The following is a 20,588-nucleotide window of genomic DNA, read 5'->3' as shown; positions in this document are numbered from 1 at the left end:
GCGGCCCGTCTTTGCGGGCCGCTTTTTCGTCGCAAAGGTCAGGACAACCCGGCCTTTTGCATCCCATCCACAAAATGCCGAAGATCTTCATCGCTGGCGTAGTGCAGCATGCCTTCAATATCAGCGATCTTGAACTCTGGCTGGGCCTCGTAAATTGCGTCAACGTACGCTCGCGCTTCGACCTGGTTTCCCAGCCACGCATGGCAGGCAGCGACATATGCGTTCTGAAGCGAGTCGAGGGCAGGCAACCGGGCGAAATCCTCTAATGCCTGATCATACTTCTTAGCACCGAAGCGCGCCTTTCCAAGATGGCTCCAGAACCGTGCAGGGTGGTGAGGGTTCAGACGCATCGCCCTTTGTATCCACTCGGCACCTTCATCGGCACGACCCGACCATGTCAGCAATTCGCCCATCTGAACCACAACCAGATCGTAATTCGGGTTCAGCGACAGCGCGCGCTCCTGATGATACCGCGCCCGGCCAAGGTTGTTTCGCAAAATCTCTACCGCAGCCATCAAACGATGAACATCTGCGTCGTTGTCATCCAGAGAAGCGGCCTTGAGGATCGCCTTTTCACACTCACCCAGCATGGCTTCACGATCATCGCACCAACCATATCCCCAAGCTTGACCGCGGATACAACCGCTCCAGGCATGGGCGTGCGCGTAATCCGGATCCAGTTCGATAGCGCGATCGATCAACTTTGTCGCCTCGGCATTATCCTCGCGCGTGCTGCGGTGATGCAGGACTTTCGCGGCCAAAACGCATTCATAGGCTGCAAAACTGGAAGGTTTCTTGCGCGTCAGCCCCTCTTGCTGCGAAGCTTCGATACGACCGGGAAGTGTGGCAACCACGGCCGAGATAACCTCGTCCTGTATTGTGAAAATGTCATCCAGGTCGCGATCATACTTCTCAGCCCAGACATGGCCATCACTGTAACTATCAATCAGCTGAACGGTGACACGTACCCTGTTGCCAGCCTTTCGGACACTACCTTCGACGATGTATTGCGCACCCAGCTTAGCACCCACTTCGCGTACATTCACAGCCTGTCCCTTGTAGACAAAACTGGAATTGCGCGAGATCACGAACAGCTCATGCCGGCGGCTCAACTCGGTCAGCAAATCTTCGGTAAGACCGTCGGCAAAAAACTCCTGTTCGGTATCTCCACTCATGTTTGCGAAGGGCAAAACCGCGATAGAGGGTTTGACCACTTTGGTATCGCCATCACCTGCTGGCGCATCGTCTGCAACCGTGCCATCCAAAGCGACCCGATAGGCATGAACAGGTTGAGACAGGTTCTTAAGTGTCAGATCGCCTAGATCATCATATTGCAACTCCAATCGGTCCGAGACTTGTTCATGCACCGCGCCCGAGATCAGAACCTCACCAGCATTTGCAGATTGCTCAAGCCGCGCGGCGATATTGACACCGCTGCCGAAGATATCGCCATCCTCAAAAATGATCTCATCCAGATTTATCCCGATGCGGAAATGAATGCGCTGGTCCTTCGGAACATCTGCATTGCGACGCAACATCCGGTTCTGCACCGCGACCGCGCAGGTCACTGCTTCGCTGGCGCTGGGGAATTCAACCAGCATCCCGTCGCCCGTTGTTTTGATGATTTTTCCGCGGTTCTTGTCGATTGCCGGGTCGATCAGCTCGATACGGTGCGTACGCAGACGGGCAAGCGTGCCTTGTTCATCCGCTTCCATCAGCCGACTATAACCCACCATGTCAGCGGCCAGAACCGTAGCTAGTCGGCGATCCATCGCGCACCTCCCTGACCAAAGTCTAGGACCGAACACCCCATTTCCAAAACAGATTTTGTAAAAACACCCAAGGCGTGTATCGCGAAGACGCGAATGCCCTGATCAAGTGTATTCAGGTATCTTCAGAGCTTGGCAAACAACGCATCCAAACGGCGCATCTCATCCGCAATTCCGAATGGCGCATTTACAACGAACATCCCTGATCCGATCATGCGATGCCCTTCGCGCGCGGCGGGAAAGCGGACTTCGTGACACTCGACCTTTGGTAAGTCTTGCCCTTGCAGCGCCGCGACCATCGACTTGTGCCGCCCGTCCGCAAGGATTGGATACCACAAGGCAATAACGCCTACGTTCCATTTCCGATGCACTTTAGAGACAAAACCCGGCAGCCGGTCATACTCTGACTTCACCTCATAGCTCGGATCAATCAACAGAACCCCTCGCCGCGGCGTTGGCGGCAGCAGCGAATGCGCCAACTCATATCCGTCCTGCTTGTAGGTTTTTGCTCCGAACCGCGACACGGCCAGCGACAAGGCGCCGAATTCTTGTGGATGCAATTCGGCCAAATGCATGCTGTCCTGATCGCGAAGCAAATTACCCGCAATCAGGGGTGAACCCGCATAGGCGTGCCGTCCGTGTGTCGCCTGAACCTGCGTCAGCGCACGAGACAGCGGATGATCCGCTGCGAACCAACCTTCGCGCTGCACCCGCTTTATCCCGGCCAAAGCCTCGCCTGTTCGCACTGCTTCATCCGCGTCCAAGTGATACAAACCACGACCTGAATGTGTTTCGAGATAGGTCAATGGTTTCTCTTTTTGGGTCAAATATTCCAGCACCCATGCCAACAAAGCGTGCTTTTGCACATCAGCCAGATTTCCAGCATGGTAAATATGTTGATATGAGAGCATGTTGCCTTCTAAAGTCCCTATCATTAAGGCGGAAAGGTGCTGATTGACGCGGAATCAGCCCTTTTACCGGGCGAGATGGCACCCTATAAGACATCCGTCCCGGAACCGTCGAGTCGCGGGCAGTGGAAATTTTGACGAACGGGATCATTGAAAACATGGGAATCTTTGGCAATCTGGGCGGCCTGTTCACAGCGGACATGGCGATTGACCTTGGGACGGCGAACACGCTGGTTTATGTCAAAGGACGCGGTGTTATCCTGTCAGAACCCTCGGTGGTGGCCTATCACGTCAAGGACGGCGTCAAAAAGGTTCTGGCCGTGGGCGAAGACGCCAAGCTGATGCTGGGCCGGACCCCCGGCTCGATCGAGGCGATCCGTCCGATGCGCGAAGGCGTGATTGCCGATTTCGACACTGCTGAGGAAATGATCAAGCACTTTATCCGCAAGGTGCATAAACGCTCGACCTTCTCGAAGCCCAAAATCATCGTCTGCGTACCCCATGGCGCGACTCCGGTTGAAAAGCGAGCGATCCGCCAGTCGGTTCTGTCGGCAGGTGCGCGCCGCGCGGGCCTGATTGCCGAACCGATTGCAGCCGCCATTGGTGCTGGCATGCCGATCACTGATCCGACCGGCAACATGGTTGTCGATATCGGCGGCGGCACCACCGAGGTGGCCGTTCTGTCGCTGGGCGACATCGTCTATGCGCGCTCGGTCCGCGTGGGCGGAGACCGTATGGACGAGGCGATCATCTCTTACCTGCGGCGTCAGCAAAACCTGCTGGTGGGCGAATCTACTGCAGAACGTATCAAAACCACCATCGGCACCGCCCGGATGCCAGACGATGGTCGGGGCCAGTCAATGCATATCCGGGGCCGCGACCTGCTGAACGGCGTGCCCAAAGAAATCGAGATCAGCCAAGCCCAAGTGGCCGAGGCCCTTTCAGAACCTGTCCAGCAGATTTGCGAAGCGGTGATGACTGCATTGGAAACCACACCGCCCGATCTGGCCGCCGACATCGTGGACCGGGGCGTGATGCTGACCGGCGGCGGCGCGCTGCTGGGCGATCTGGACCTTGCCCTGCGCGAACAGACCGGTCTGGCTGTGTCGATTGCCGATGAAAGCCTGAATTGTGTGGCTTTGGGCACCGGCAAAGCGCTGGAATACGAAAAACAACTGCGCCACGCGATTGACTACGAAAGCTAAGGCGCGCACCCTTTCGGGGTAAGAACTCGGGCAAGAGCAGCACGGGAAGGTAACCTGTGGCAAACGACCGATCACAGCGCGATGAATACACGGCACCTCTGCGCCGCTTGTTGCTGGGGATTGTTGTGCTTTGCCTGTTGGGCATCTTTCTCGTCTGGCGCATCGACAGCCCTCGGGTTGAACGGTTCCGCGCGCAAGTGGTCGACAAGGTTGTGCCCTCGATGGAATGGGCGATGGTGCCAGTCACAGGAATCGTCAATCTGGCCCGTGACTTCCAAAGCTATCAGCGGCTGAGCGAACAGAACCAGGAACTGCGCAGCGAGTTGCGCCTGATGCGCGCCTGGAAAGAGGCCGCACTGCAGTTGGAACAGGAAAACGCGCGCCTTCTGGACCTTAACAATGTACGGCTTGACCCGCGCCTGACCTATATCACTGGTGTCGTTATGGCCGACAGCGGCTCACCCTTTCGGCAATCGGTTTTGCTGAATGTTGGTGAACGCGACGGCATAATGGATGGCTGGGCAACGATGGACGGTATTGGCGTGGTGGGGCGCATCTCGGGCGTTGGCCCCGACACGGCCCGGGTCATCCTATTGACCGATGCCTCAAGCGCCATTCCCGCGACGATTCAGCCTTCGGGCCAGACTGCACTGATCGCGGGCGATAACACATCCGCACCCGCCGTCGAGTTTCTGGAAAATCGCGAACTTGTACGGCCGGGCGACCGTGTTGTCACGTCAGGTGATGGCGGAGTGTTTCCCGGCGGCCTGCTGATCGGCCAGATCACGGCCGATCCGGGCGGGCGCCTGCGCGTACGCCTGTCTGCCGATTTCGAACGGCTGGAATTCTTGCGTGTTCTGAGGTTCCACTCGGCTCCTGCCATCGAAGACTCGGGGGATATCGTCGGACCACGACGTCCCGAAGCCGCCCTGACACCAGCAGAGGTCGGAGATGGATAGGAATGCGTCTCAGCTTTGGACCAAGCGTGCATTGTATCTGTTTCTGGCAATGCTGATCTTGTTCATGCACCTCCTTCCGCTGGATACGAAACCGGACCGCTGGCCCTTTCCCGATCTGCTGATCGCGTTAACGTTCGCGTGGGTCATGCGCCGGCCCGAATTTGTGCCGATTCCGCTGATAGCGGTTGTGATGCTGACTGCCGACCTGTTGCTTCAGCGTCCGCCGGGCCTGATGGCGGCATTGGTGGTAATGGGCGCGGCCTATCTGCGAACAGCATCGCTGGGCATGAGGGATGCCGGTTTTCCAAGTGAGTGGATGACATCAGCGGTGGTGATCACGGCAGTTTTTGTGCTCAACCGCGTTATTCTTGCTATTGTGTCCGTGCAACAGGCGGCATTGGGGCCAGTCGTGGTTCAAGTGGTTCTGACAATAGCTATTTACCCCTTGATCGTTCTGCTGACACAGAGCGCATTCGGCGTTCAACGCATATCCGCCGCCGAAACCGGCACGATGGGGGCACGCTGATGAAGCAACAGAAGCCCAAGTCACAAGGATTGGCCTATAAACGCTTACCCCGTCGGGCCTTGATTCTTGGCGGGTTGCAAGCTGCCTTTATCGGGGGTTTGGCCGCCCGCATGCGTTATATGCAGGTCGATCAGGCCGATGAATACCGCCTGCTGGCCGAAGAAAACCGCATCAACATTCGCCTGATCCCTCCGACGCGCGGACGTATATATGACCGAAACGGTCAGATCATCGGGCAAAACTCACCTTCCTACCGTATCGTGATGGTCCGCGAGGACGCAGGCGATGTGGACGAAGTACTGACGCGGCTGTCGTCCCTGATTCCGCTGACCGAAGACGAAATGGAACGCGCCAAGACCGAGATGCGCCGTTCAGCCCCGTTTCTTCCGGTCACGTTGGCTGATCAGGTCACGTGGGAGGATATCTCGAAAGTCGCCGTCAATGCGCCCGCTCTGCCGGGGGTGACACCCGAAGTCGGCATGACGCGGCAATATCCGCGCTACGAGGATTTTGCCCATGTGGTCGGATATGTCGGCCCAGTCAGTGATTATGACCTAAGCCAGATCGACGACCCCGAGCCGGTTTTGCGCATCCCCCGCTTTCAAATCGGCAAGGTTGGACTTGAGGCCAAGCAGGAAAGCACCCTGCGCGGCAAGGCCGGGGCCAAGCGGGTCGAAGTCAACGCCACCGGTCGCGTCATGCGCGAATTGGACCGGCAAGAAGGCGAGGCCGGAGCAGACTTGCAGCTTTCAGTTGATGCTGACCTGCAGCAATACGCGCAGGCCAGATTGGCGGGTGAAAGCGCCGCAGCCGTGGTGATCGACTGTGAGACCGGCGATATCCGCGCGATCAGTTCAGCACCCAGTTTCGACCCGAACCTGTTTGTGCGCGGTATCTCGGTTGGGGATTACCGAGCCCTCACTCAAGACAATTACCGCCCGCTTGCGAATAAGACAGTCCAAGGCACGTACCCTCCGGGATCAACCTTCAAGATGATCACCGCCATGGCCGCGCTTGAGGCCGGAGTGATCGGCCCCGGCAATACCGTTTATTGCCCCGGCCATCTAAAGGTGGGTAGCCGCCGTTTCCACTGCTGGAAGCGCGGCGGGCATGGGACTGTCGATCTGAACCTTTCGCTCAAGCGCAGCTGTGATGTCTATTATTACGATGTGGCACTGCGGACCGGTATCGACAAGATTTCCGACATGGCGCGTGTTTTCGGGCTGGGCGTCAAACATGACATTCCGATGTCGGCAGTTGCGGCCGGGCTGGCCCCGAACCAGGCATGGAAAGAGCGGGTACACGGTGAAAGCTGGCTTGTGGGCGACACAGCAAATGCGTCGATTGGTCAGGGTTTCATGCTGGCCTCACCTCTGCAGCTTGCGGTCATGACTGCACGGATCGCCACGGGACGTGAAGTGAAACCAAGACTTGTTCGTTCGATCAATGGGGTCGAAGTACCCTCGGGCCTGGGTGAACCTTTGGCGGTGAACCCAAACAATCTTGAACAGGTGCGCAAGGCCATGTTCTCGGTCTCGAATGATCGGGGTGGTACAGCCTATCGCAGCCGCATCATTGCCGACGATCTGCGCATGGCTGGTAAGACCGGCACCAGTCAGGTGCGCAACATCACCAAGGCCGAACGTGCCGCAGGCGTGATCCGAAATGAAGACCTGCCATGGGAACGCCGCGACCACGCGCTGTTCGTCAGCTTTGCCCCCTATGACAAACCGAAATACGCAATCGCTGTTGTTGTGGAACACGGCGGAGGCGGCTCTAAGGCCGCCGCACCCGTCGCGCGGGATATTATGCTACAGGCGCTATACAACGGCACGCCCCCACTCGAAGCCTATCCTGTCGCAGACCGGGAACGCATAAAGGAACAACAGAAACAGCTTGAAGGCGACCGCCGCCCCAAAGCGCGTCCAACCACAAAGGACCGCGCATGAGCTATCTTGAATACGCCGTCAAATCCACGCCATCGGGGTTCCGCAAGTTCCTGTACATGAATTGGCCTCTGACGCTTTTGCTGATCAGCACAGCCAGCGCCGGGTTCCTGATGCTGTTTTCCGTGGCCGGAGGATCCTGGACCCCGTGGGCCGAGCCCCAGATGGAGCGTTTTGGTCTGGGCCTCACAGTAATGTTCATCATCGCGCTGGTTCCGATTTGGTTCTGGCGAAACATGTCTGTTTTGGCCTATCTGGGCTCGATCGGGCTGCTGATCATGGTTGAGCTTTTCGGAACAATCGGTATGGGCGCGCAGCGCTGGATTGATCTGGGCTTCATGCGGCTGCAACCCTCCGAGGTGATGAAAGTGGCGTTGGTGATGGTATTGGCCGCTTACTACGACTGGCTCCCTTCGCATAAAACCTCACGCCCGATATGGGTTCTGATCCCGGTTGCGCTGATCCTGATCCCGACGGCGCTGGTCCTGAAGCAGCCCGATCTGGGCACGTCGATCCTGCTGCTTGCGGCGGGCGGAGGTCTGATGTTCCTAGCCGGTGTCCACTGGGCCTATTTTGCCGCCGTCATCGCGGCGGTGGTCGGCCTAATCGCCACTGTGTTCAACAGCCGCGGGACCGAGTGGCAATTGCTTAAAGACTACCAGTTCCGTCGCATTGATACGTTTCTGGACCCATCGACCGATCCCCTGGGCGCAGGGTATCATATCACACAGTCCAAGATCGCGCTGGGATCAGGGGGTTGGAATGGGCGCGGCTTCATGCAAGGCACTCAATCGCGCCTGAACTTCCTGCCGGAAAAACACACCGATTTCATCTTTACCACCTTGGCCGAAGAGTTCGGCTTTGTCGGCGGCATCACCCTGCTGACGCTATACGGGTTGATCCTTGTGTTCTGCCTAGTCACGGCACTGTCGACCAAGGACAGATTCTCGTCGCTGGTGACGCTGGGCATCGCGTTGAACTTCTTCCTGTTCTTTGCAGTCAACATGTCGATGGTGATGGGGCTGGCCCCGGTGGTGGGAGTACCCCTGCCGATGGTCAGCTACGGTGGCTCGGCGATGCTTGTTCTGATGGCGGCCTTCGGTATTGTGCAAAGCGCCCATATCCACCGTCCCCGCTGATTTGAAAGGCCCCCGATGCCCGTAAACGTTCTGTTTTCCGCGCGCCCTGAATTGTGGCCCGTGTATGAACCACTGCTGACCAAAGGGTTGGAACAAGCAGGCGTGGATGCCCATCTTGCCACCGACCTGCCGGCCGATCAGGTCGACTATGTGGTCTATGCCCCGAATGGAGGGCTGCTGGATTTCACCCCCTATACGCACCTCAAGGCCGTGCTTAGCCTCTGGGCCGGGGTCGAGAAGATCGCGGGCAACGCCTCTCTGACCGTCCCGCTGGCGCGGATGGTCGATCACGGGCTGTCGCAAGGCATGACCGAATGGGTGGTCGGCCATGTGCTGCGTTATCATCTGGGGATGGACCGCCATATCACCCTGCAAGACGGCACATGGACACCCGAGGCCCCACCGCTGGCCCCTGAACGTACCGTCTGTATTCTGGGCCTTGGCATGTTGGGCGAGACATCCGCGCGGGCCCTGGCGGCGTTGGGTTTCAACGTCACGGGCTGGAGCCGCTCGTCCAAGGACATCCTCGGCGTCACTTGCCTGCACGGCGATGAAGGGCTGCGCGACGCGCTGGCCAGCGCCGAAATCGCCGTTCTACTTCTGCCCGACACACCGGCGACCGAGAACCTGCTGAACGCGGAAACCCTCGCCCTACTGCCCAAGGGCGCGTGTCTGATCAACCCCGGCCGCGGACCTCTGATCGACGACCACGCCCTGCTGGATGCGCTAAATGCTAGGCATATAGGCCACGCCACGCTGGACGTCTTCCGGGTTGAACCCTTGCCAATCGACCACCCCTATTGGGCGCATCCGAATGTGACGGTCACGCCGCATATCGCCTCGGAAACGCGGCCGGTGACAGCCGCGCAGGTGATCGTTGAGAACATTCGACGCGGTGAGGCAGGCGAGCCCTACCTGCACCTCGTCGACCGCGCTTTAGGCTACTAGCCCGCGTCCTTTCAGCAACGCCTCGACCCCCGGCAACCGGCCACGGAAGGCCAGATACAGGTCTTCGGCCTCGCGCGAGCCTCCGGTGGACAGGATGTTTTCCTCCAGCGCCTTGGCGCGGTCGGGGTCGAATGCGCCTCCAGCCTCTTCAAAGGCAGCGAAGGCGTCGGCGTCCATGACCTCGGACCACATATAGCTGTAATAGCCAGAGCTATAGCCGTCGCCCGCAAACACATGCGCGAAATGCGGGGTGGCGTGGCGCATTCCGATGGCCGGGGGCATTCCCAGACCCTCCAGCACCTTTGCCTGTTTCGCCATCGGATCGGCGGGGGCCGCACCGTCGTGGAATTCCAGATCAACCAGCGCCGAGGCGACATATTCGACCGTCTGAAACCCCTGATCGAAATTGGCGGCCTTCAGCACCTTGTCCAGCATGTCTTGCGGCATCGGTGCGCCGGTATCGGCATGGGTGGCGAACTCGGCCAGAACTTCGGGCACTTCCAACCAGTGTTCGTAAAGCTGGCTGGGCAGTTCTACGAAATCGCGCGCCACTGATGTGCCCGAGATGCTTTCATAAGTCACATCTGACAGCATCTGATGCAGCGCATGGCCGAATTCGTGAAACAGTGTCCGCGCATCATCATATGACAGCAGCGCAGGATCGCCCTTGGCGAAGTTGCAGACATTGATCACGACCGGAGCTTGTACCTTAGGAAACTTGGCCTGCGACCGCATCGCGCTGCACCACGCGCCGGATCGTTTGGACCCGCGCGCGAAGTAATCCCCGATGAACACCGCGATATGCTGACCGTTGCGCGTGACTTCCCACGCGCGGCAATCCGGGTGGTAGAGCGGTACGTCCAGCGGCGCGAACTCCAACTCGAACAGACGGTTGGCACAGGCAAAGGCGGCCTCGATCATCCGGTCCAGCTGCAAGTAGGGTTTCAGCGCCGCCTCATCCAGATCATGCTCGGCCTTGCGGCGTTTCTCGGCATAATAGCGCCAGTCCCACGCGGCCAGTGGGCCATTGACCCCGTCCGCCTGCATCATCTGCGTCAGGGTCTCGGCATCCGCATCCGCGCGGGCCTTGGCGGGCTCCCACACTTGCATCAGCAGGTCACGCACCTTGTCTGGAGTGCGGGCCATCTCGGTTTCCAACTTGTAGGCCGCGAAATTGTCATAACCCAACAGCTTGGCGCGTTCTTCGCGTAGCGAAAGGATTTCAGCGGCGATCTCGCGGTTGTCCGTTTCACCCCCTTTGGCGCCACGCTCGGTCCAGGCCTTACACGCAACCTCACGCAAATCACGGCGGGGCGAAAATTGCAGGAAGGGCACGATGATTGATCGTGACAGGGTCACAACCGGGCCGTCTGCACCCTTTTCTTGCCCGGCAGCCCGGGCGGCATCAACGACGAAATCGGGCAAACCTTCCAGATCATCCTCGGACAGGGGCATGCACCACTCACGCTCATCCGCCAGCAGATTCTGAGTGAAGGACGTCCCCAGCGAGGCCAACCGCGCCTTGATTTCCTGCATCCTTGCGTCTGCATCCCCGGTCAGCGCCGCGCCTGCGCGCACGAAGCCGCGATGGGTCAGCATCAGCACCCGCGCCTGTTCGTCCGTCAGGCCCAGATCATCCTTGCGCGCCCACAGATCGGCCACCCGCTGAAACAGTGCTTTGTTCGACGAAATCCCCGAGAAATGCGCCGCCAGTTTGGGCGAGAAGTCTCGTTGCAGTTCCTCGCGCGCCGGGTTGCTGTCGGCCCCGGCCACGGTGAAAAAGACGGAAAGGACCTTGTCCAATTGCTCGCCTGCGGCCTCAAGCGCCTCAACCGTGTTTGCAAAGCTGGGCGCGCCGGGGTTGTCCGCAATCGCGTCGATCTGCGCGTTGTGGGCCTCTAGGGCCGCATCGAGCGCGGGCGCGAAATCGCTGTCGGCAATCGTGTCGAAGGGCGCGATTTCAAACGGTGTGGTCCAGTTGGACAGGATCGGGTTGGTCATGAAACTCTCCTTTGAGCACAACCTAGGAACGCAAGGTGGAATGATCCAGTGCGCGCGCTCACTTACCGCAAATCGGACAATCGGCGCGGCGTGACAGTGTGATCTTGCGGCTTTCCCCATAAAGCGCGTCATAGATCAGCATTTCACCGCGCAGGGCCTGCCCCGCCCCGGTGATCACCTTGATCGCCTCAACCGCCATCATCGATCCCACCACGCCGGGCAGAGGGCCGATCACCCCCGCCTCGGAACACGACGGGGCCAATCCGGGGGCCGGGGCCTCGGGGAAGATGCACTGATAGCAGGGGGCGTTATGAGCGGGGTCAAAGACGCTCAGTTGCCCTTCCCATTGCGACAGCGCACCCGAGATCAGCGGCTTGCCCAGCGCAACCGCCGTGCGGTTGGCCAGATAGCGCGTGTCGAAATTGTCAGTGCCATCGAGGATCAGATCGAAATCGGCAAACAGGTCTGCGGCAATCTCATCGGTCAGACGGCGGTGATAGGGCAGCACCGTCACGTTTGGATTCTGCGCCAGCATTGCTTGCTGGGCCGAGAACACCTTGGGCATCCCGATATCCGCGTCGCGGTGGATCACCTGACGTTGCAGGTTCGCGTTCTCAACCTCGTCATCGTCGATCACACCGATGGTTCCAACCCCGGCTGCGGCCAGATATTGCAAGGCAGGCGCGCCCAGACCACCTGCGCCGATGACCAGCACACGGGCCTGTTTCATCTTTTTCTGACCCGGCCCGCCCAATTCCCGCAGCACGATATGGCGGGCATAACGTTCCAGTTCGGTCTCTGAGAATTGGTCGGATGGCATGGCGGGCTCCTTCGTGGCGGGCGTTGCACGGTTTCGCAACGCTTTCAGCACCCTTCCATAAACCAGAACCAGAACCGCGAAACCACCCAAGATCAGCCACATCGCTGCAGAGCCGCCAGTCGCCTGACGCAAGGGGTGGCCATCCGGCAGAACCAGTTGCGCCGTGATCACGCCCAACAGCATCACCCCGACGGATGTCATCCGCGCGCTGCGCGACACGCCAGCCAGATAGCCAACGCCCCACAGCCCTGCGGCCAGAACGAAAACCAGCAACATCAGCCCCGCCCGGTCGAGCCGAACCCACCCGCGCCGCGTTCGGTATCGCTGAGTGTATCGGTAGACTCAAACGTGGCCTGCACGACCGGGGCCACGACAAGTTGCGCGATGCGTTCACCGTGGGTGATCTCGAACACCTCTTGCCCCGCATTCAGTACGATTACGCCAAGCGGGCCGCGATAGTCGCTGTCGATTGTACCCGGTGTGTTAGGCAACGTGATCCCGTGTTTCAACGCCAGCCCGGACCTTGGGCGGACCTGCACCTCATAGCCATTCGGGATTTCGATCCGCAGACCGGTGGGAACCAGGGCGCGCTGCCCAGGCTCCAACGTCATCGACGCGCCACCCGGCAGGTTGGCCCGCACATCGGCCCCCGCCGCGCCGGTGGTTTCGTAGGACGGCAACGGAACTGAGGGGTCAGAGCCGCCCTCGCGGATCACACGGATTGCAACCATCTTGTTTCCTTTCCCTCACGCGGTCAGCGCGTCAGCGATCTTGCGCGCCAAACGCTCGGCCACGTCGTCCTTGCCCATACGCGGCCATTCTTCGGCCCCTGCGTCCGAGATCAGCGTGACCGCATTCTCAGACCCGCCCATGATGCCGGTGGCGGGGCTGACGTCATTGGCCACGATCCAGTCGCACCCCTTACGCGCACGTTTTGCGGTGGCGTGGTCGATCACATTGTCGGTTTCGGCCGCGAAGCCCACGACCAGCGCGGGGCGACCCGTTTCCAGATGCGAGACGCGTTTCAGAATGTCTGGGTTTTCTGCAAACTCCAGCGCAGGCAAACCGTCGCGGGTTTTCTTCAGCTTCCGGTCCGAGGCGCTGGCCACCCGCCAATCCGCCACAGCTGCCGCGAAGACGCCCGCATCCACGGGCAAGGCGGCGTCCACCGCATCCGACATCTGTTGTGCGGTCTCGACCGCGACCACCTGCACCCCTTGAGGCGGGGCAACATCCGCAGGGCCGGTGACAAACACCACCTCTGCCCCCAACACGGCCAGCGCCCGCGCCACCGCCGTTCCCTGCGCGCCCGAGGACCGGTTGGCGATATAGCGCACCGGATCAATAGGTTCATGTGTGGGGCCAGACGTGACCAGAATACGCTTGCCCTGTAACGGGCCGCCGCCCAACTCGCCCTCAACCGCTGCGACGATCTCAAGCGGTTCGGACATGCGGCCGGGGCCGTATTCGCCACAGGCCATGTCGCCCTCGTTCGGGCCAACAAAGCGGACACCATCCGCCTGTAATTGCGCCAGATTGCGCTGCGTCGCTGGGTGATCCCACATCCGTACATTCATCGCGGGCGCACTCAAAACCGGCGTGTCGGTCGCCATCAGCAGGGTCGAGGCCATGTCATTGGCCAACCCACCCGCCATTTTGCCCATCAGATCGGCAGTGGCCGGGGCGACGACCACCAGATCGGCGGAGCGGGACAGTTGGATATGGCCCATCTCGGCCTCATCGGTCAGATCGAAGAGATCGCGATAGACCTTCTCTCCGGCCAAGGCAGACACGGACAAAGGCGTCACGAATTCTTCAGCCGCGCGGGTCAGAACCGGGGTCACAGCCGCGCCGCGTTCACGCAGGCGTCGGATCAGATCCAGTGATTTATAGGCTGCGATGCCTCCGCCGATGATCAGCAGAATTCGTTTCGATGCCAGCATGTTCAGCCCTTCCCGTCCCGGTCGGCCCTGACATTAGGCAAGCAGGCCAGACAGTTCCAGCGGTTAATTCTGCGTCTGGAATGCCAGACAGGGGTCTTCGCGTTCGACCGAAGGGCTGTCGATCACCGCGTCAAACTCGCCTGAGATCGCGCCATCCTCGGACTGCCCCAACACAAAGACTTTCAAACCAGGGCGCAGCCGGGACGTGAACGTCGGAATCCCGCGATCCTTGCGGGCATGCCCATTGCCGGTGATCACAGCAATCGGCCCGCCTGTTTCGTCATCGGCACGCAAGATCGAACGCGTCAGAACCGCGTCGCGCAAACGTTGGATTGCAACCATCTGAGGCAGCGCCTCTTGCGGGAGCGCATCGCAATGCGCCGCCAGTTGATCGGCCTCGCGTGCAGCCTGATCCGTAGCCGAAAGAGGCACTGTCAGCCCATAGCGCGCCGCATCCGCGCCCAGCGCCGTGGCAGCACCCCGTTCCATTGCAGCGCGCGCCGCCGCACGGGGAACCATCGCCCCATAGACCGGCGCATCAGTAGCCTGAAAGACCGGGTAATACATGCTGAGGGAAGGCCACCCCATCTCGGCCCATTTCAGAATACGGTCCAATTCCTCGGGGTTGGTCGCAGCTTTCTGAGCCAGCCGTTGCGCGCCCTCTTCGGTGACCATTTCCCAGACCACGGCCGAGGGGTTGACGATCTCTAATGCTTCTTTTTGGACGATGTGATGCTGCGGGTTGTCGTGGATTTCACCCAGGATCACCACGTCAGCCGCACGCATCGCATCGGCGACGTCATCCGGAATCAAACCTTCAGCCCGGCCTATACCGGCTGCAACCACAAACGCGCACAGCAGAATCGCAAACTGTCTCATGCGATGAAGTGTTGCACCTCGCGCGATTGCGCTTCAAGGTTCTTGCGCATTTTTACGAATGCCGCCGCTTCAAGCTGACGCACCCGTTCTTTTGAAAGACCCAATTCCTGCCCCAGGCTTTCCAAGGTACGCGAAGGCTCACGTAGTTTCCGTTCGCGGACGATAAACCGCTCGCGCTCGTTGAGCGATTGCATCGCGGCGACCAGCCAATGGCGCAGCTGTTCCATATCATGGCTGTTTTCGACCATTTCGGCAGCCTGTTCGCGCTCATCTTCCAGCGCGTCAATCCACTCTCGACCATCCTCATCCGCAGATTGCACCGCGTTCAGCGAGAAATCCGATCCCGAAAGGCGGCCTTCCATCATTTCGACGTCACGCAAAGGCACACCGATTTCTGCGGCGATCATTTGATGCAACTGATGGCGGTCCAAATCCATTCCATCCGTCGCGGCCTCACGCTCCAGCCGGGCTTGCACACGACGCATGTTGAAAAACAGAGATTTCTGGGATGAGGTCGAGCCGGTTCGCACCATCGACCAGTTGCGCATCACGTAATCCTGAATGCTGGCCTTGATCCACCAGACTGCATAGGTCGAGAACCGCACGCCCCGGTCCGGGTCGAACTTGTCGGCGGCTTTCATAAGGCCCAGACCGGCCTCCTGGATCAGATCGTTCATTGGCGCGCCGTACCGTTTGAATTTGGCCGCCATGGAAATCGCCAGCCGCATATAGGCGGTAATCAAGCGATGCAGGGCTTGCTCGTCGCGATGATCTCGCCACGCATACGCCAGTTTCAGCTCGGTTTCTGCATCCAGCAGTTCCGCTTTCATCGCCTGTCGCGACATCGAAAAATCGTTTGTATTATCCAGAGCCATGGAAGCCTCCCATTTTCGCAGGCCTAGCCAGCCTTGCCTTGTCGACTTGTGGTCGATACGCAGGACAAAACCGGGTGGATCACATGGAAGGTAACACCAGTGGGTTCGGATTTGACCTTTGTTATAGGCGGAGCAGCCTCGGGAAAGTCGGCATTTGCCGAACAACTCACTGTTTCAAAAGAGAAAAGCCGCATCTACCTCGCGACTTCACAAGTGCTTGATGATGAAATGCACAAAAAGGTGAAGTCGCACGTGAAGCAACGAGGGGAGGGTTGGACGACGATCGAGGCTCCGTTCGACCTGCGCCCTGCTCTGGCCGCTCTGACGCGGGATCAGGTCTGTCTGATTGACTGTGCGACGATGTGGCTGACCAATCATATGTTGGCGGAAAACGATCTCGAACAAGAACAAGCCCTGCTTTTGGATGCGCTGAATACCTGCAAAGCCCAGATTGTAGTCGTATCGAACGAAGTCGGCCACGGCATTGTCCCCGACAACGCCCTGTCCCGCCGCTTTCGAGAGGCACAGGGACGGCTGAACATCGCATTGGCCGCGCAGGCCGATCTGGTGGTGCAAGTCACAGCCGGGCTGCCTCTGGTACTGAAAGGACAGCTGCCGTGACTCGCCTGCATCTTGTCCGCCACGGCCCGACCCATGCCAAAACCATGGTCGGCTGGTCCGACCTGCCCGCTGATCTCAGCGACTCAGTGGCGATCCAACGCTTGCATGACCATCTGCCGTCTGATGCGGTTGTTATCTCATCCGACCTGTCCCGCGCAGCGGATACGGCCTCGGCCATTCAGGGAACACGCACCCGCCTGCCCCATCACCCCGACCTGCGCGAGATCAATTTCGGCACGTGGGAGCTGCGCGGCTTCCGCGAGATTGAGGCCGAAGACCCGGAACTGGCCTTCGCCTATTGGGACAATCCCGGCGACGTGCGGCCCCCAAGCGGCGAAAGCTGGAACGAGGTGCGTACGCGGGTAGATGCCGTGATCGACCGGCTGATTGCCGATCATAGCGGGCGCGATCTGGTCATCGTGGTGCATTTCGGCGTGATCCTGACACAGGTACAGCGCGCGCTGGACGTGACGGCACAAGAGGCGTTCAGCCACAAGATCGACAACCTCTCGGTCACGGAACTGACCCATCACGGGGATCGCTGGTCGGTCGGGCGGATCAATCACCTCGCGTGATGTACCAGCGCACAAATCTCTGATTTACCGCCGTGCCGGGCCACGCCATCCTGCGTGCATGACCTATGATCTGTTTATCGGAGACCGCCTGTTTTCCAGCTGGTCCATGCGCGGCTGGCTGATGCTGGAAAAGTTCGGCCTGCCTTACAAGACCCAAATGATCGGCCTCTATTCCGGCACCATGGCCGAGGATGTGAAGCCACTCGCCCCCGCCCGTCTGGTGCCCGCCTTGCGCATGCCCGACGGGACGGTGGTAGGCGAAAGCCTCGCCATGGCCGAAACTCTGGCCGAACGACATCCCGACACCGGGCTGTGGCCTGCAGATCCAGCCGCCCGCGCCACCGCGCGCTGGTTATGCGCCGAGATGGTGGCCGGGTTCACCGCCTTGCGCGGCGAATGCCCGATGCAGTTGCACCATTGCTGGACCGGGTTTGAACCCTCAGCAGATACCCTGCGCGACCTTGACCGGATCGAGACCCTATGGGCCCATTCTCGCAGCGTGTCCGGGGCCACCTCCGGTCCGCTGTTTGGCGACTATTCCCTGGCGGATGTCTTCTATACGCCGGTGGCCGCGCGGATTATCGGCTATGGTCTGCCAGTCTCGGACGCAAACCGGGTCTATTGCCTTGACCTGCTGTCAGGCCTGTCCGTCCGCCAATGGCGCGCGATGGGATTGACTGTGTCCTATGACCCTTTCCCCTACGCACTGGGATTGGCAACACAACCCTGGCCAGTCGGCTCGCCCGTAGCCCGCGTTGTGGACGCAGGCCCCTCGGTCAACACCACATGCCCCTATTCCGGCGACCCTGTGACAAATTTCCTTGAACTGGACGGCCGCATCTGGGGCTTCTGCAACCCGTTCTGCCGTGACAAAACCGCCGCAGACCCGGGCGCTTGGCCGAAATTCTCTGCCATGGTCGCAGGCGTTAACGATTCCTAAACCGGCGGCGTGCCAGCAACGACCTGTTTACCAAAAAGGTCGTTCATGGTCGCCCGCTCTCATACTGTTGCTTTCCAAGGGGTCGAGGCCCGCCCGGTCGAAGTGCAATGCGCCGTCTCGCCGGGCCTGCCCGCTTTTTCCATCGTCGGCCTGCCCGACAAGGCCGTGTCCGAGGCCCGCGACCGCGTGCGCAGCGCGCTCAGTTCCATGGCCATCGCGCTGCCATCCAAGCGAATAACCATCAACCTCTCACCCGCCGACCTGCCCAAAGAAGGCAGCCATTTCGACCTGCCCATCGCCGTCGCGCTGCTGTCCGCGCTCGAGATCATTCCCTCCGACGCCGCCGAAAGTGCGGTGTCCTTGGGTGAGCTGTCACTGGACGGATCGCTTGTACCCGTGGTCGGCGCTCTGCCCGCCGCCATGACCGCCGCCGCCGAAGATCGCGCGCTGCTGTGCCCCAAAGCCTCCAGCGCTGAGGCGGCTTGGGTCGATGCTACACAGGTTATCGGGGCCACATCACTGGGCGATGTGGTGCGGCATTTCTCAGGTCAGGCCCCTTTATCCGCCGCCCAACCCGGCGAGGTCAGCCTTGCGTCCAGCGCGCGCGACCTGCGCGATGTGAAAGGGCAGGAACGGGCCAAACGCGCGTTGGAAATTGCCGCCGCCGGGCGACACCACCTGATCATGATCGGCACGCCGGGGTCGGGCAAATCCATGCTGGCCGCGCGTCTGCCGGGAATTCTGCCGCCTCTGACCCCATCCGAGGCGCTGGAAACCTCTATGATCCAGTCGCTCTGCGGATTGCTGGACGAAGGCGGGATCAGCCGCTCCCGCCCATTCCGAGAACCGCATCACACCGCCTCGATGGCTGCGATTGTCGGCGGTGGTCGAGGCGCGAAACCCGGTGAGATTTCCTTGGCTCATAACGGGGTTCTGTTCATGGACGAATTCCCCGAATTTCCACGCACCGTTCTGGAAACCCTGCGCCAACCGATTGAAACGGGCGAGGTCATGGTTGCCCGCGCCAATGCCCATGTGAAATACCCCTGCCGCTTCATGCTGGTGGCCGCCGCCAACCCCTGCAAATGCGGATATCTAACGGACCCCGCCCGCGCCTGTTCCCGTGCGCCGGTCTGTGGCGAGGACTATCTGGGTCGCATTTCTGGCCCGCTTTTGGATCGGTTCGACTTGCGGATCGAGGTGCCTCCGGTCGGGTTCACCGATCTGGACCTGCCGCCCTCGGGGGACAGTTCTGCCACGGTTGCCGCACGGGTCGAAGCCGCCCGTACTGTGCAGGCGGAGCGGTTTGAGGGCATGGAGCCCCGCCAGAACGCGGATATGGAGGGTAAGTTGTTGGAGGAAATCGCCGCCCCCGACGCCGAAGGCAAAGAGCTGTTGCTGAAAGCCGCCGAACGGTTCGGCCTGTCGGCGCGCGCCTATCACCGCATCCTGCGGGTCGCGCGCACCATTGCTGATCTTGAAGGCGCGCCAGATATCCGCCGACCCCACGTGGCCGAGGCGCTGAGCTTTCGCATCAGCGCCCGGGCGGCGTCTTAGATTTTGGCCTCAATCGCCTGCCAGATTTTTTCGGCGACGTTCACACCGTCGAACCGCTCCAACTCCTGAATGCCGGTAGGCGAGGTCACGTTGATCTCAGTCAGATAGTCTCCGATCACGTCGATACCGACGAAGATCTGGCCTTTTTCCTTCAGCAACGGACAGATGGCGGCGCAAATCTCCAAATCCCGGTCGGACAGGCCGATCTTTTCCGGGCGACCGCCCACATGCATATTCGACCGCGTCTCGCCCTTGGCAGGCACACGGTTGATTGCGCCGACTGCCTCACCATCAACCAGAATCACCCGTTTGTCGCCATTGCTGACGTCGGGCAGGAACTTCTGAACAATCAGCGGCTCGCGCGAGAAACCCGTGAACAACTCGTGCAGCGAAGTCAGGTTGCGGTCATTGGCATCCAGCCGGAACACGCCCGCACCGCCGTTGCCATAAAGCGGCTTGAGAATGATATCGCCATGCTTTTCCTTGAACGCTTTGATCGTCTGTAAATCACGCGCGATGGTCGTCGGCGGCGTTAGATCGGGGAAATCCAGAACCAGCAGTTTTTCGGGGTAATTGCGCACCCAGAACGGATCATTGACCACCAGCGCCTTGCCCTTCAGACGGTCCAGCAAATGCGTTGACGTGATATAGTGCATATCGAACGGAGGATCCTGACGCAGCCAGATCACATCGAAATCAGCCAGATCAACCTCACGCTCAGGCCCCAGTTTCGCCGGGTTTCCAGCCACACGCTGCACCGTCATGTCATGGCCGCGTGCTGTTATGCGCCCTTCCTGATACGCCAACTGATCCGGTCCGTAGAAAAACAGCGAATGCCCACGTGCCTGCGCCTCTTCGGCCAGTCGGAATGAGCTGTCTGCATTGATATCCACGGCCCCGATCGGGTCCATCTGAAAGGCGATTTTCATGGCGTGTCCCTCAGTTTCACGCCAGATACATGGCCCAGCGAGCCCGCG

General features: G+C 60.1%; 19 protein-coding genes. 10 read left to right on the top strand and 9 right to left on the bottom strand.

What is annotated here, in order from left to right; all coding sequences use genetic code 11:
- Positions 1-38 precede the first annotated feature (38 nt).
- The gene (locus tag ACR0DX_RS05810; RefSeq protein ID WP_170353463.1) at positions 39-1,772 is read right to left on the bottom strand and encodes an adenylate/guanylate cyclase domain-containing protein; all 1,734 of its coding nucleotides are present in this window, start codon (positions 1,770-1,772) and stop codon (positions 39-41) included.
- Between the two features lie 122 nt (positions 1,773-1,894).
- Positions 1,895-2,680: a 23S rRNA (adenine(2030)-N(6))-methyltransferase RlmJ gene (locus ACR0DX_RS05805; protein WP_170353464.1), complete on the bottom strand. Its 786-nt coding sequence runs from the start codon at positions 2,678-2,680 to the stop codon at positions 1,895-1,897.
- Between the two features lie 155 nt (positions 2,681-2,835).
- Between ACR0DX_RS05805 and ACR0DX_RS05800 the strand changes: the two genes are divergently transcribed.
- From ACR0DX_RS05800 to ACR0DX_RS05775, 6 genes are read left to right on the top strand one after another with little or no spacing between them, the layout of a single operon-like run.
- Positions 2,836-3,882 (top strand): rod shape-determining protein, encoded by a 1,047-nt coding sequence (locus tag ACR0DX_RS05800; RefSeq protein ID WP_039523195.1) that lies wholly within the window; start codon positions 2,836-2,838, stop codon positions 3,880-3,882.
- Between the two features lie 56 nt (positions 3,883-3,938).
- A complete protein-coding gene (mreC, locus tag ACR0DX_RS05795) occupies positions 3,939-4,841 on the top strand; it encodes a rod shape-determining protein MreC (RefSeq protein WP_170353465.1) in 903 nt (300 codons plus the stop codon).
- The gene (locus ACR0DX_RS05790) at positions 4,834-5,367 is read left to right on the top strand and encodes a rod shape-determining protein MreD (RefSeq protein ID WP_170353466.1); all 534 of its coding nucleotides are present in this window, start codon (positions 4,834-4,836) and stop codon (positions 5,365-5,367) included. The genes mreC and ACR0DX_RS05790 overlap by 8 nt, the downstream gene beginning before the upstream one ends.
- Positions 5,367-7,316, top strand: a complete 1,950-nt coding sequence (gene mrdA, locus ACR0DX_RS05785; RefSeq protein WP_170353467.1) for a penicillin-binding protein 2 — start codon at positions 5,367-5,369, stop codon at positions 7,314-7,316. Before ACR0DX_RS05790 ends, mrdA begins: the two co-directional genes overlap by 1 nt.
- Positions 7,313-8,452, top strand: a complete 1,140-nt coding sequence (gene rodA / locus ACR0DX_RS05780) for a rod shape-determining protein RodA (protein ID WP_170353468.1) — start codon at positions 7,313-7,315, stop codon at positions 8,450-8,452. Before mrdA ends, rodA begins: the two co-directional genes overlap by 4 nt.
- A gap of 15 nt (positions 8,453-8,467) precedes the next feature.
- Positions 8,468-9,400, top strand: coding sequence for a 2-hydroxyacid dehydrogenase (locus tag ACR0DX_RS05775; RefSeq protein WP_480845459.1), 933 nt, complete (start codon positions 8,468-8,470; stop codon positions 9,398-9,400).
- Here ACR0DX_RS05775 and ACR0DX_RS05770 read toward each other — a convergent pair.
- The 6 genes from ACR0DX_RS05770 to ACR0DX_RS05745 form a co-directional block, all read right to left on the bottom strand.
- Entirely contained in the window at positions 9,389-11,401 is a 2,013-nt protein-coding gene (locus ACR0DX_RS05770) for a M3 family metallopeptidase (RefSeq protein ID WP_170353470.1), read from the bottom strand. The genes ACR0DX_RS05775 and ACR0DX_RS05770 overlap by 12 nt on opposite strands.
- A 58-nt stretch (positions 11,402-11,459) precedes the next feature.
- Positions 11,460-12,497 (bottom strand): molybdopterin-synthase adenylyltransferase MoeB, encoded by a 1,038-nt coding sequence (locus tag ACR0DX_RS05765; protein WP_170353471.1) that lies wholly within the window; start codon positions 12,495-12,497, stop codon positions 11,460-11,462.
- Positions 12,497-12,952 (bottom strand): dUTP diphosphatase, encoded by a 456-nt coding sequence (dut, locus tag ACR0DX_RS05760; RefSeq protein ID WP_480845457.1) that lies wholly within the window; start codon positions 12,950-12,952, stop codon positions 12,497-12,499. Before dut ends, ACR0DX_RS05765 begins: the two co-directional genes overlap by 1 nt.
- A 15-nt stretch (positions 12,953-12,967) precedes the next feature.
- Positions 12,968-14,164: a bifunctional phosphopantothenoylcysteine decarboxylase/phosphopantothenate--cysteine ligase CoaBC gene (gene coaBC, locus ACR0DX_RS05755; RefSeq protein ID WP_170353473.1), complete on the bottom strand. Its 1,197-nt coding sequence runs from the start codon at positions 14,162-14,164 to the stop codon at positions 12,968-12,970.
- 63 nt (positions 14,165-14,227) lie between these two features.
- Positions 14,228-15,043: a ChaN family lipoprotein gene (locus ACR0DX_RS05750; protein ID WP_170353474.1), complete on the bottom strand. Its 816-nt coding sequence runs from the start codon at positions 15,041-15,043 to the stop codon at positions 14,228-14,230.
- Complete coding sequence (locus ACR0DX_RS05745; protein WP_170353475.1) at positions 15,040-15,918, bottom strand: RNA polymerase factor sigma-32; 879 nt, start codon at positions 15,916-15,918, stop codon at positions 15,040-15,042. The genes ACR0DX_RS05750 and ACR0DX_RS05745 overlap by 4 nt, the downstream gene beginning before the upstream one ends.
- Before the next feature lie 99 nt (positions 15,919-16,017).
- On the opposite strand from ACR0DX_RS05745, the gene cobU reads away from it, so the two are divergent.
- The 4 genes from cobU to ACR0DX_RS05725 are packed head-to-tail and all read left to right on the top strand — an operon-like array spanning position 16,018 to position 19,611.
- Positions 16,018-16,539 carry a bifunctional adenosylcobinamide kinase/adenosylcobinamide-phosphate guanylyltransferase gene (cobU, locus tag ACR0DX_RS05740; RefSeq protein WP_170353958.1) on the top strand — a complete coding sequence of 174 codons (522 nt, stop codon included), beginning with the start codon at positions 16,018-16,020 and terminating at the stop codon, positions 16,537-16,539.
- Positions 16,536-17,114 carry a histidine phosphatase family protein gene (locus ACR0DX_RS05735; protein WP_170353476.1) on the top strand — a complete coding sequence of 193 codons (579 nt, stop codon included), beginning with the start codon at positions 16,536-16,538 and terminating at the stop codon, positions 17,112-17,114. The genes cobU and ACR0DX_RS05735 overlap by 4 nt, the downstream gene beginning before the upstream one ends.
- A 58-nt stretch (positions 17,115-17,172) precedes the next feature.
- Positions 17,173-18,054 (top strand): glutathione S-transferase, encoded by an 882-nt coding sequence (locus ACR0DX_RS05730; RefSeq protein ID WP_480845453.1) that lies wholly within the window; start codon positions 17,173-17,175, stop codon positions 18,052-18,054.
- Positions 18,055-18,099: 45 nt separating this feature from the next.
- Complete coding sequence (locus ACR0DX_RS05725) at positions 18,100-19,611, top strand: YifB family Mg chelatase-like AAA ATPase (protein ID WP_170353478.1); 1,512 nt, start codon at positions 18,100-18,102, stop codon at positions 19,609-19,611.
- On the opposite strand, the gene gshB is transcribed toward ACR0DX_RS05725, so the two are convergent.
- Positions 19,608-20,540, bottom strand: a complete 933-nt coding sequence (gene gshB / locus ACR0DX_RS05720) for a glutathione synthase (protein WP_170353479.1) — start codon at positions 20,538-20,540, stop codon at positions 19,608-19,610. The two genes, ACR0DX_RS05725 and gshB, sit on opposite strands and share 4 nt — an antisense overlap.
- Between the last annotated feature and the right edge of the window lie 48 nt (positions 20,541-20,588).

Source organism: Ruegeria sp. D3, from assembly GCF_056534465.1.
Note: the sequence above shows the minus strand (reverse complement) of the source record. Positions and strands in the feature narration are given on the sequence as shown.

Excerpts from the sequence above, each read along its gene's own strand:
- ACR0DX_RS05765 (WP_170353471.1), bottom strand. The coding sequence starts at position 12,497 with ATGTTGCTGGTTTTCGTTCTGGCCGCAGGGCTGTGGGGCGTTGGCTAT.
- gshB (WP_170353479.1), bottom strand. The coding sequence starts at position 20,540 with ATGAAAATCGCCTTTCAGATGGACCCGATCGGGGCCGTGGATATCAAT.
- mrdA (WP_170353467.1), top strand. The coding sequence starts at position 5,367 with ATGAAGCAACAGAAGCCCAAGTCACAAGGATTGGCCTATAAACGCTTA.
- ACR0DX_RS05800 (WP_039523195.1), top strand. The coding sequence starts at position 2,836 with ATGGGAATCTTTGGCAATCTGGGCGGCCTGTTCACAGCGGACATGGCG.
- ACR0DX_RS05805 (WP_170353464.1), bottom strand. The coding sequence starts at position 2,680 with ATGCTCTCATATCAACATATTTACCATGCTGGAAATCTGGCTGATGTG.
- ACR0DX_RS05770 (WP_170353470.1), bottom strand. The coding sequence starts at position 11,401 with ATGACCAACCCGATCCTGTCCAACTGGACCACACCGTTTGAAATCGCG.
- ACR0DX_RS05745 (WP_170353475.1), bottom strand. The coding sequence starts at position 15,918 with ATGGCTCTGGATAATACAAACGATTTTTCGATGTCGCGACAGGCGATG.
- ACR0DX_RS05725 (WP_170353478.1), top strand. The coding sequence starts at position 18,100 with ATGGTCGCCCGCTCTCATACTGTTGCTTTCCAAGGGGTCGAGGCCCGC.
- ACR0DX_RS05790 (WP_170353466.1), top strand. The coding sequence starts at position 4,834 with ATGGATAGGAATGCGTCTCAGCTTTGGACCAAGCGTGCATTGTATCTG.
- ACR0DX_RS05750 (WP_170353474.1), bottom strand. The coding sequence starts at position 15,043 with ATGAGACAGTTTGCGATTCTGCTGTGCGCGTTTGTGGTTGCAGCCGGT.
- coaBC (WP_170353473.1), bottom strand. The coding sequence starts at position 14,164 with ATGCTGGCATCGAAACGAATTCTGCTGATCATCGGCGGAGGCATCGCA.
- dut (WP_480845457.1), bottom strand. The coding sequence starts at position 12,952 with ATGGTTGCAATCCGTGTGATCCGCGAGGGCGGCTCTGACCCCTCAGTT.
- rodA (WP_170353468.1), top strand. The coding sequence starts at position 7,313 with ATGAGCTATCTTGAATACGCCGTCAAATCCACGCCATCGGGGTTCCGC.
- ACR0DX_RS05730 (WP_480845453.1), top strand. The coding sequence starts at position 17,173 with ATGACCTATGATCTGTTTATCGGAGACCGCCTGTTTTCCAGCTGGTCC.
- ACR0DX_RS05810 (WP_170353463.1), bottom strand. The coding sequence starts at position 1,772 with ATGGATCGCCGACTAGCTACGGTTCTGGCCGCTGACATGGTGGGTTAT.
- ACR0DX_RS05775 (WP_480845459.1), top strand. The coding sequence starts at position 8,468 with ATGCCCGTAAACGTTCTGTTTTCCGCGCGCCCTGAATTGTGGCCCGTG.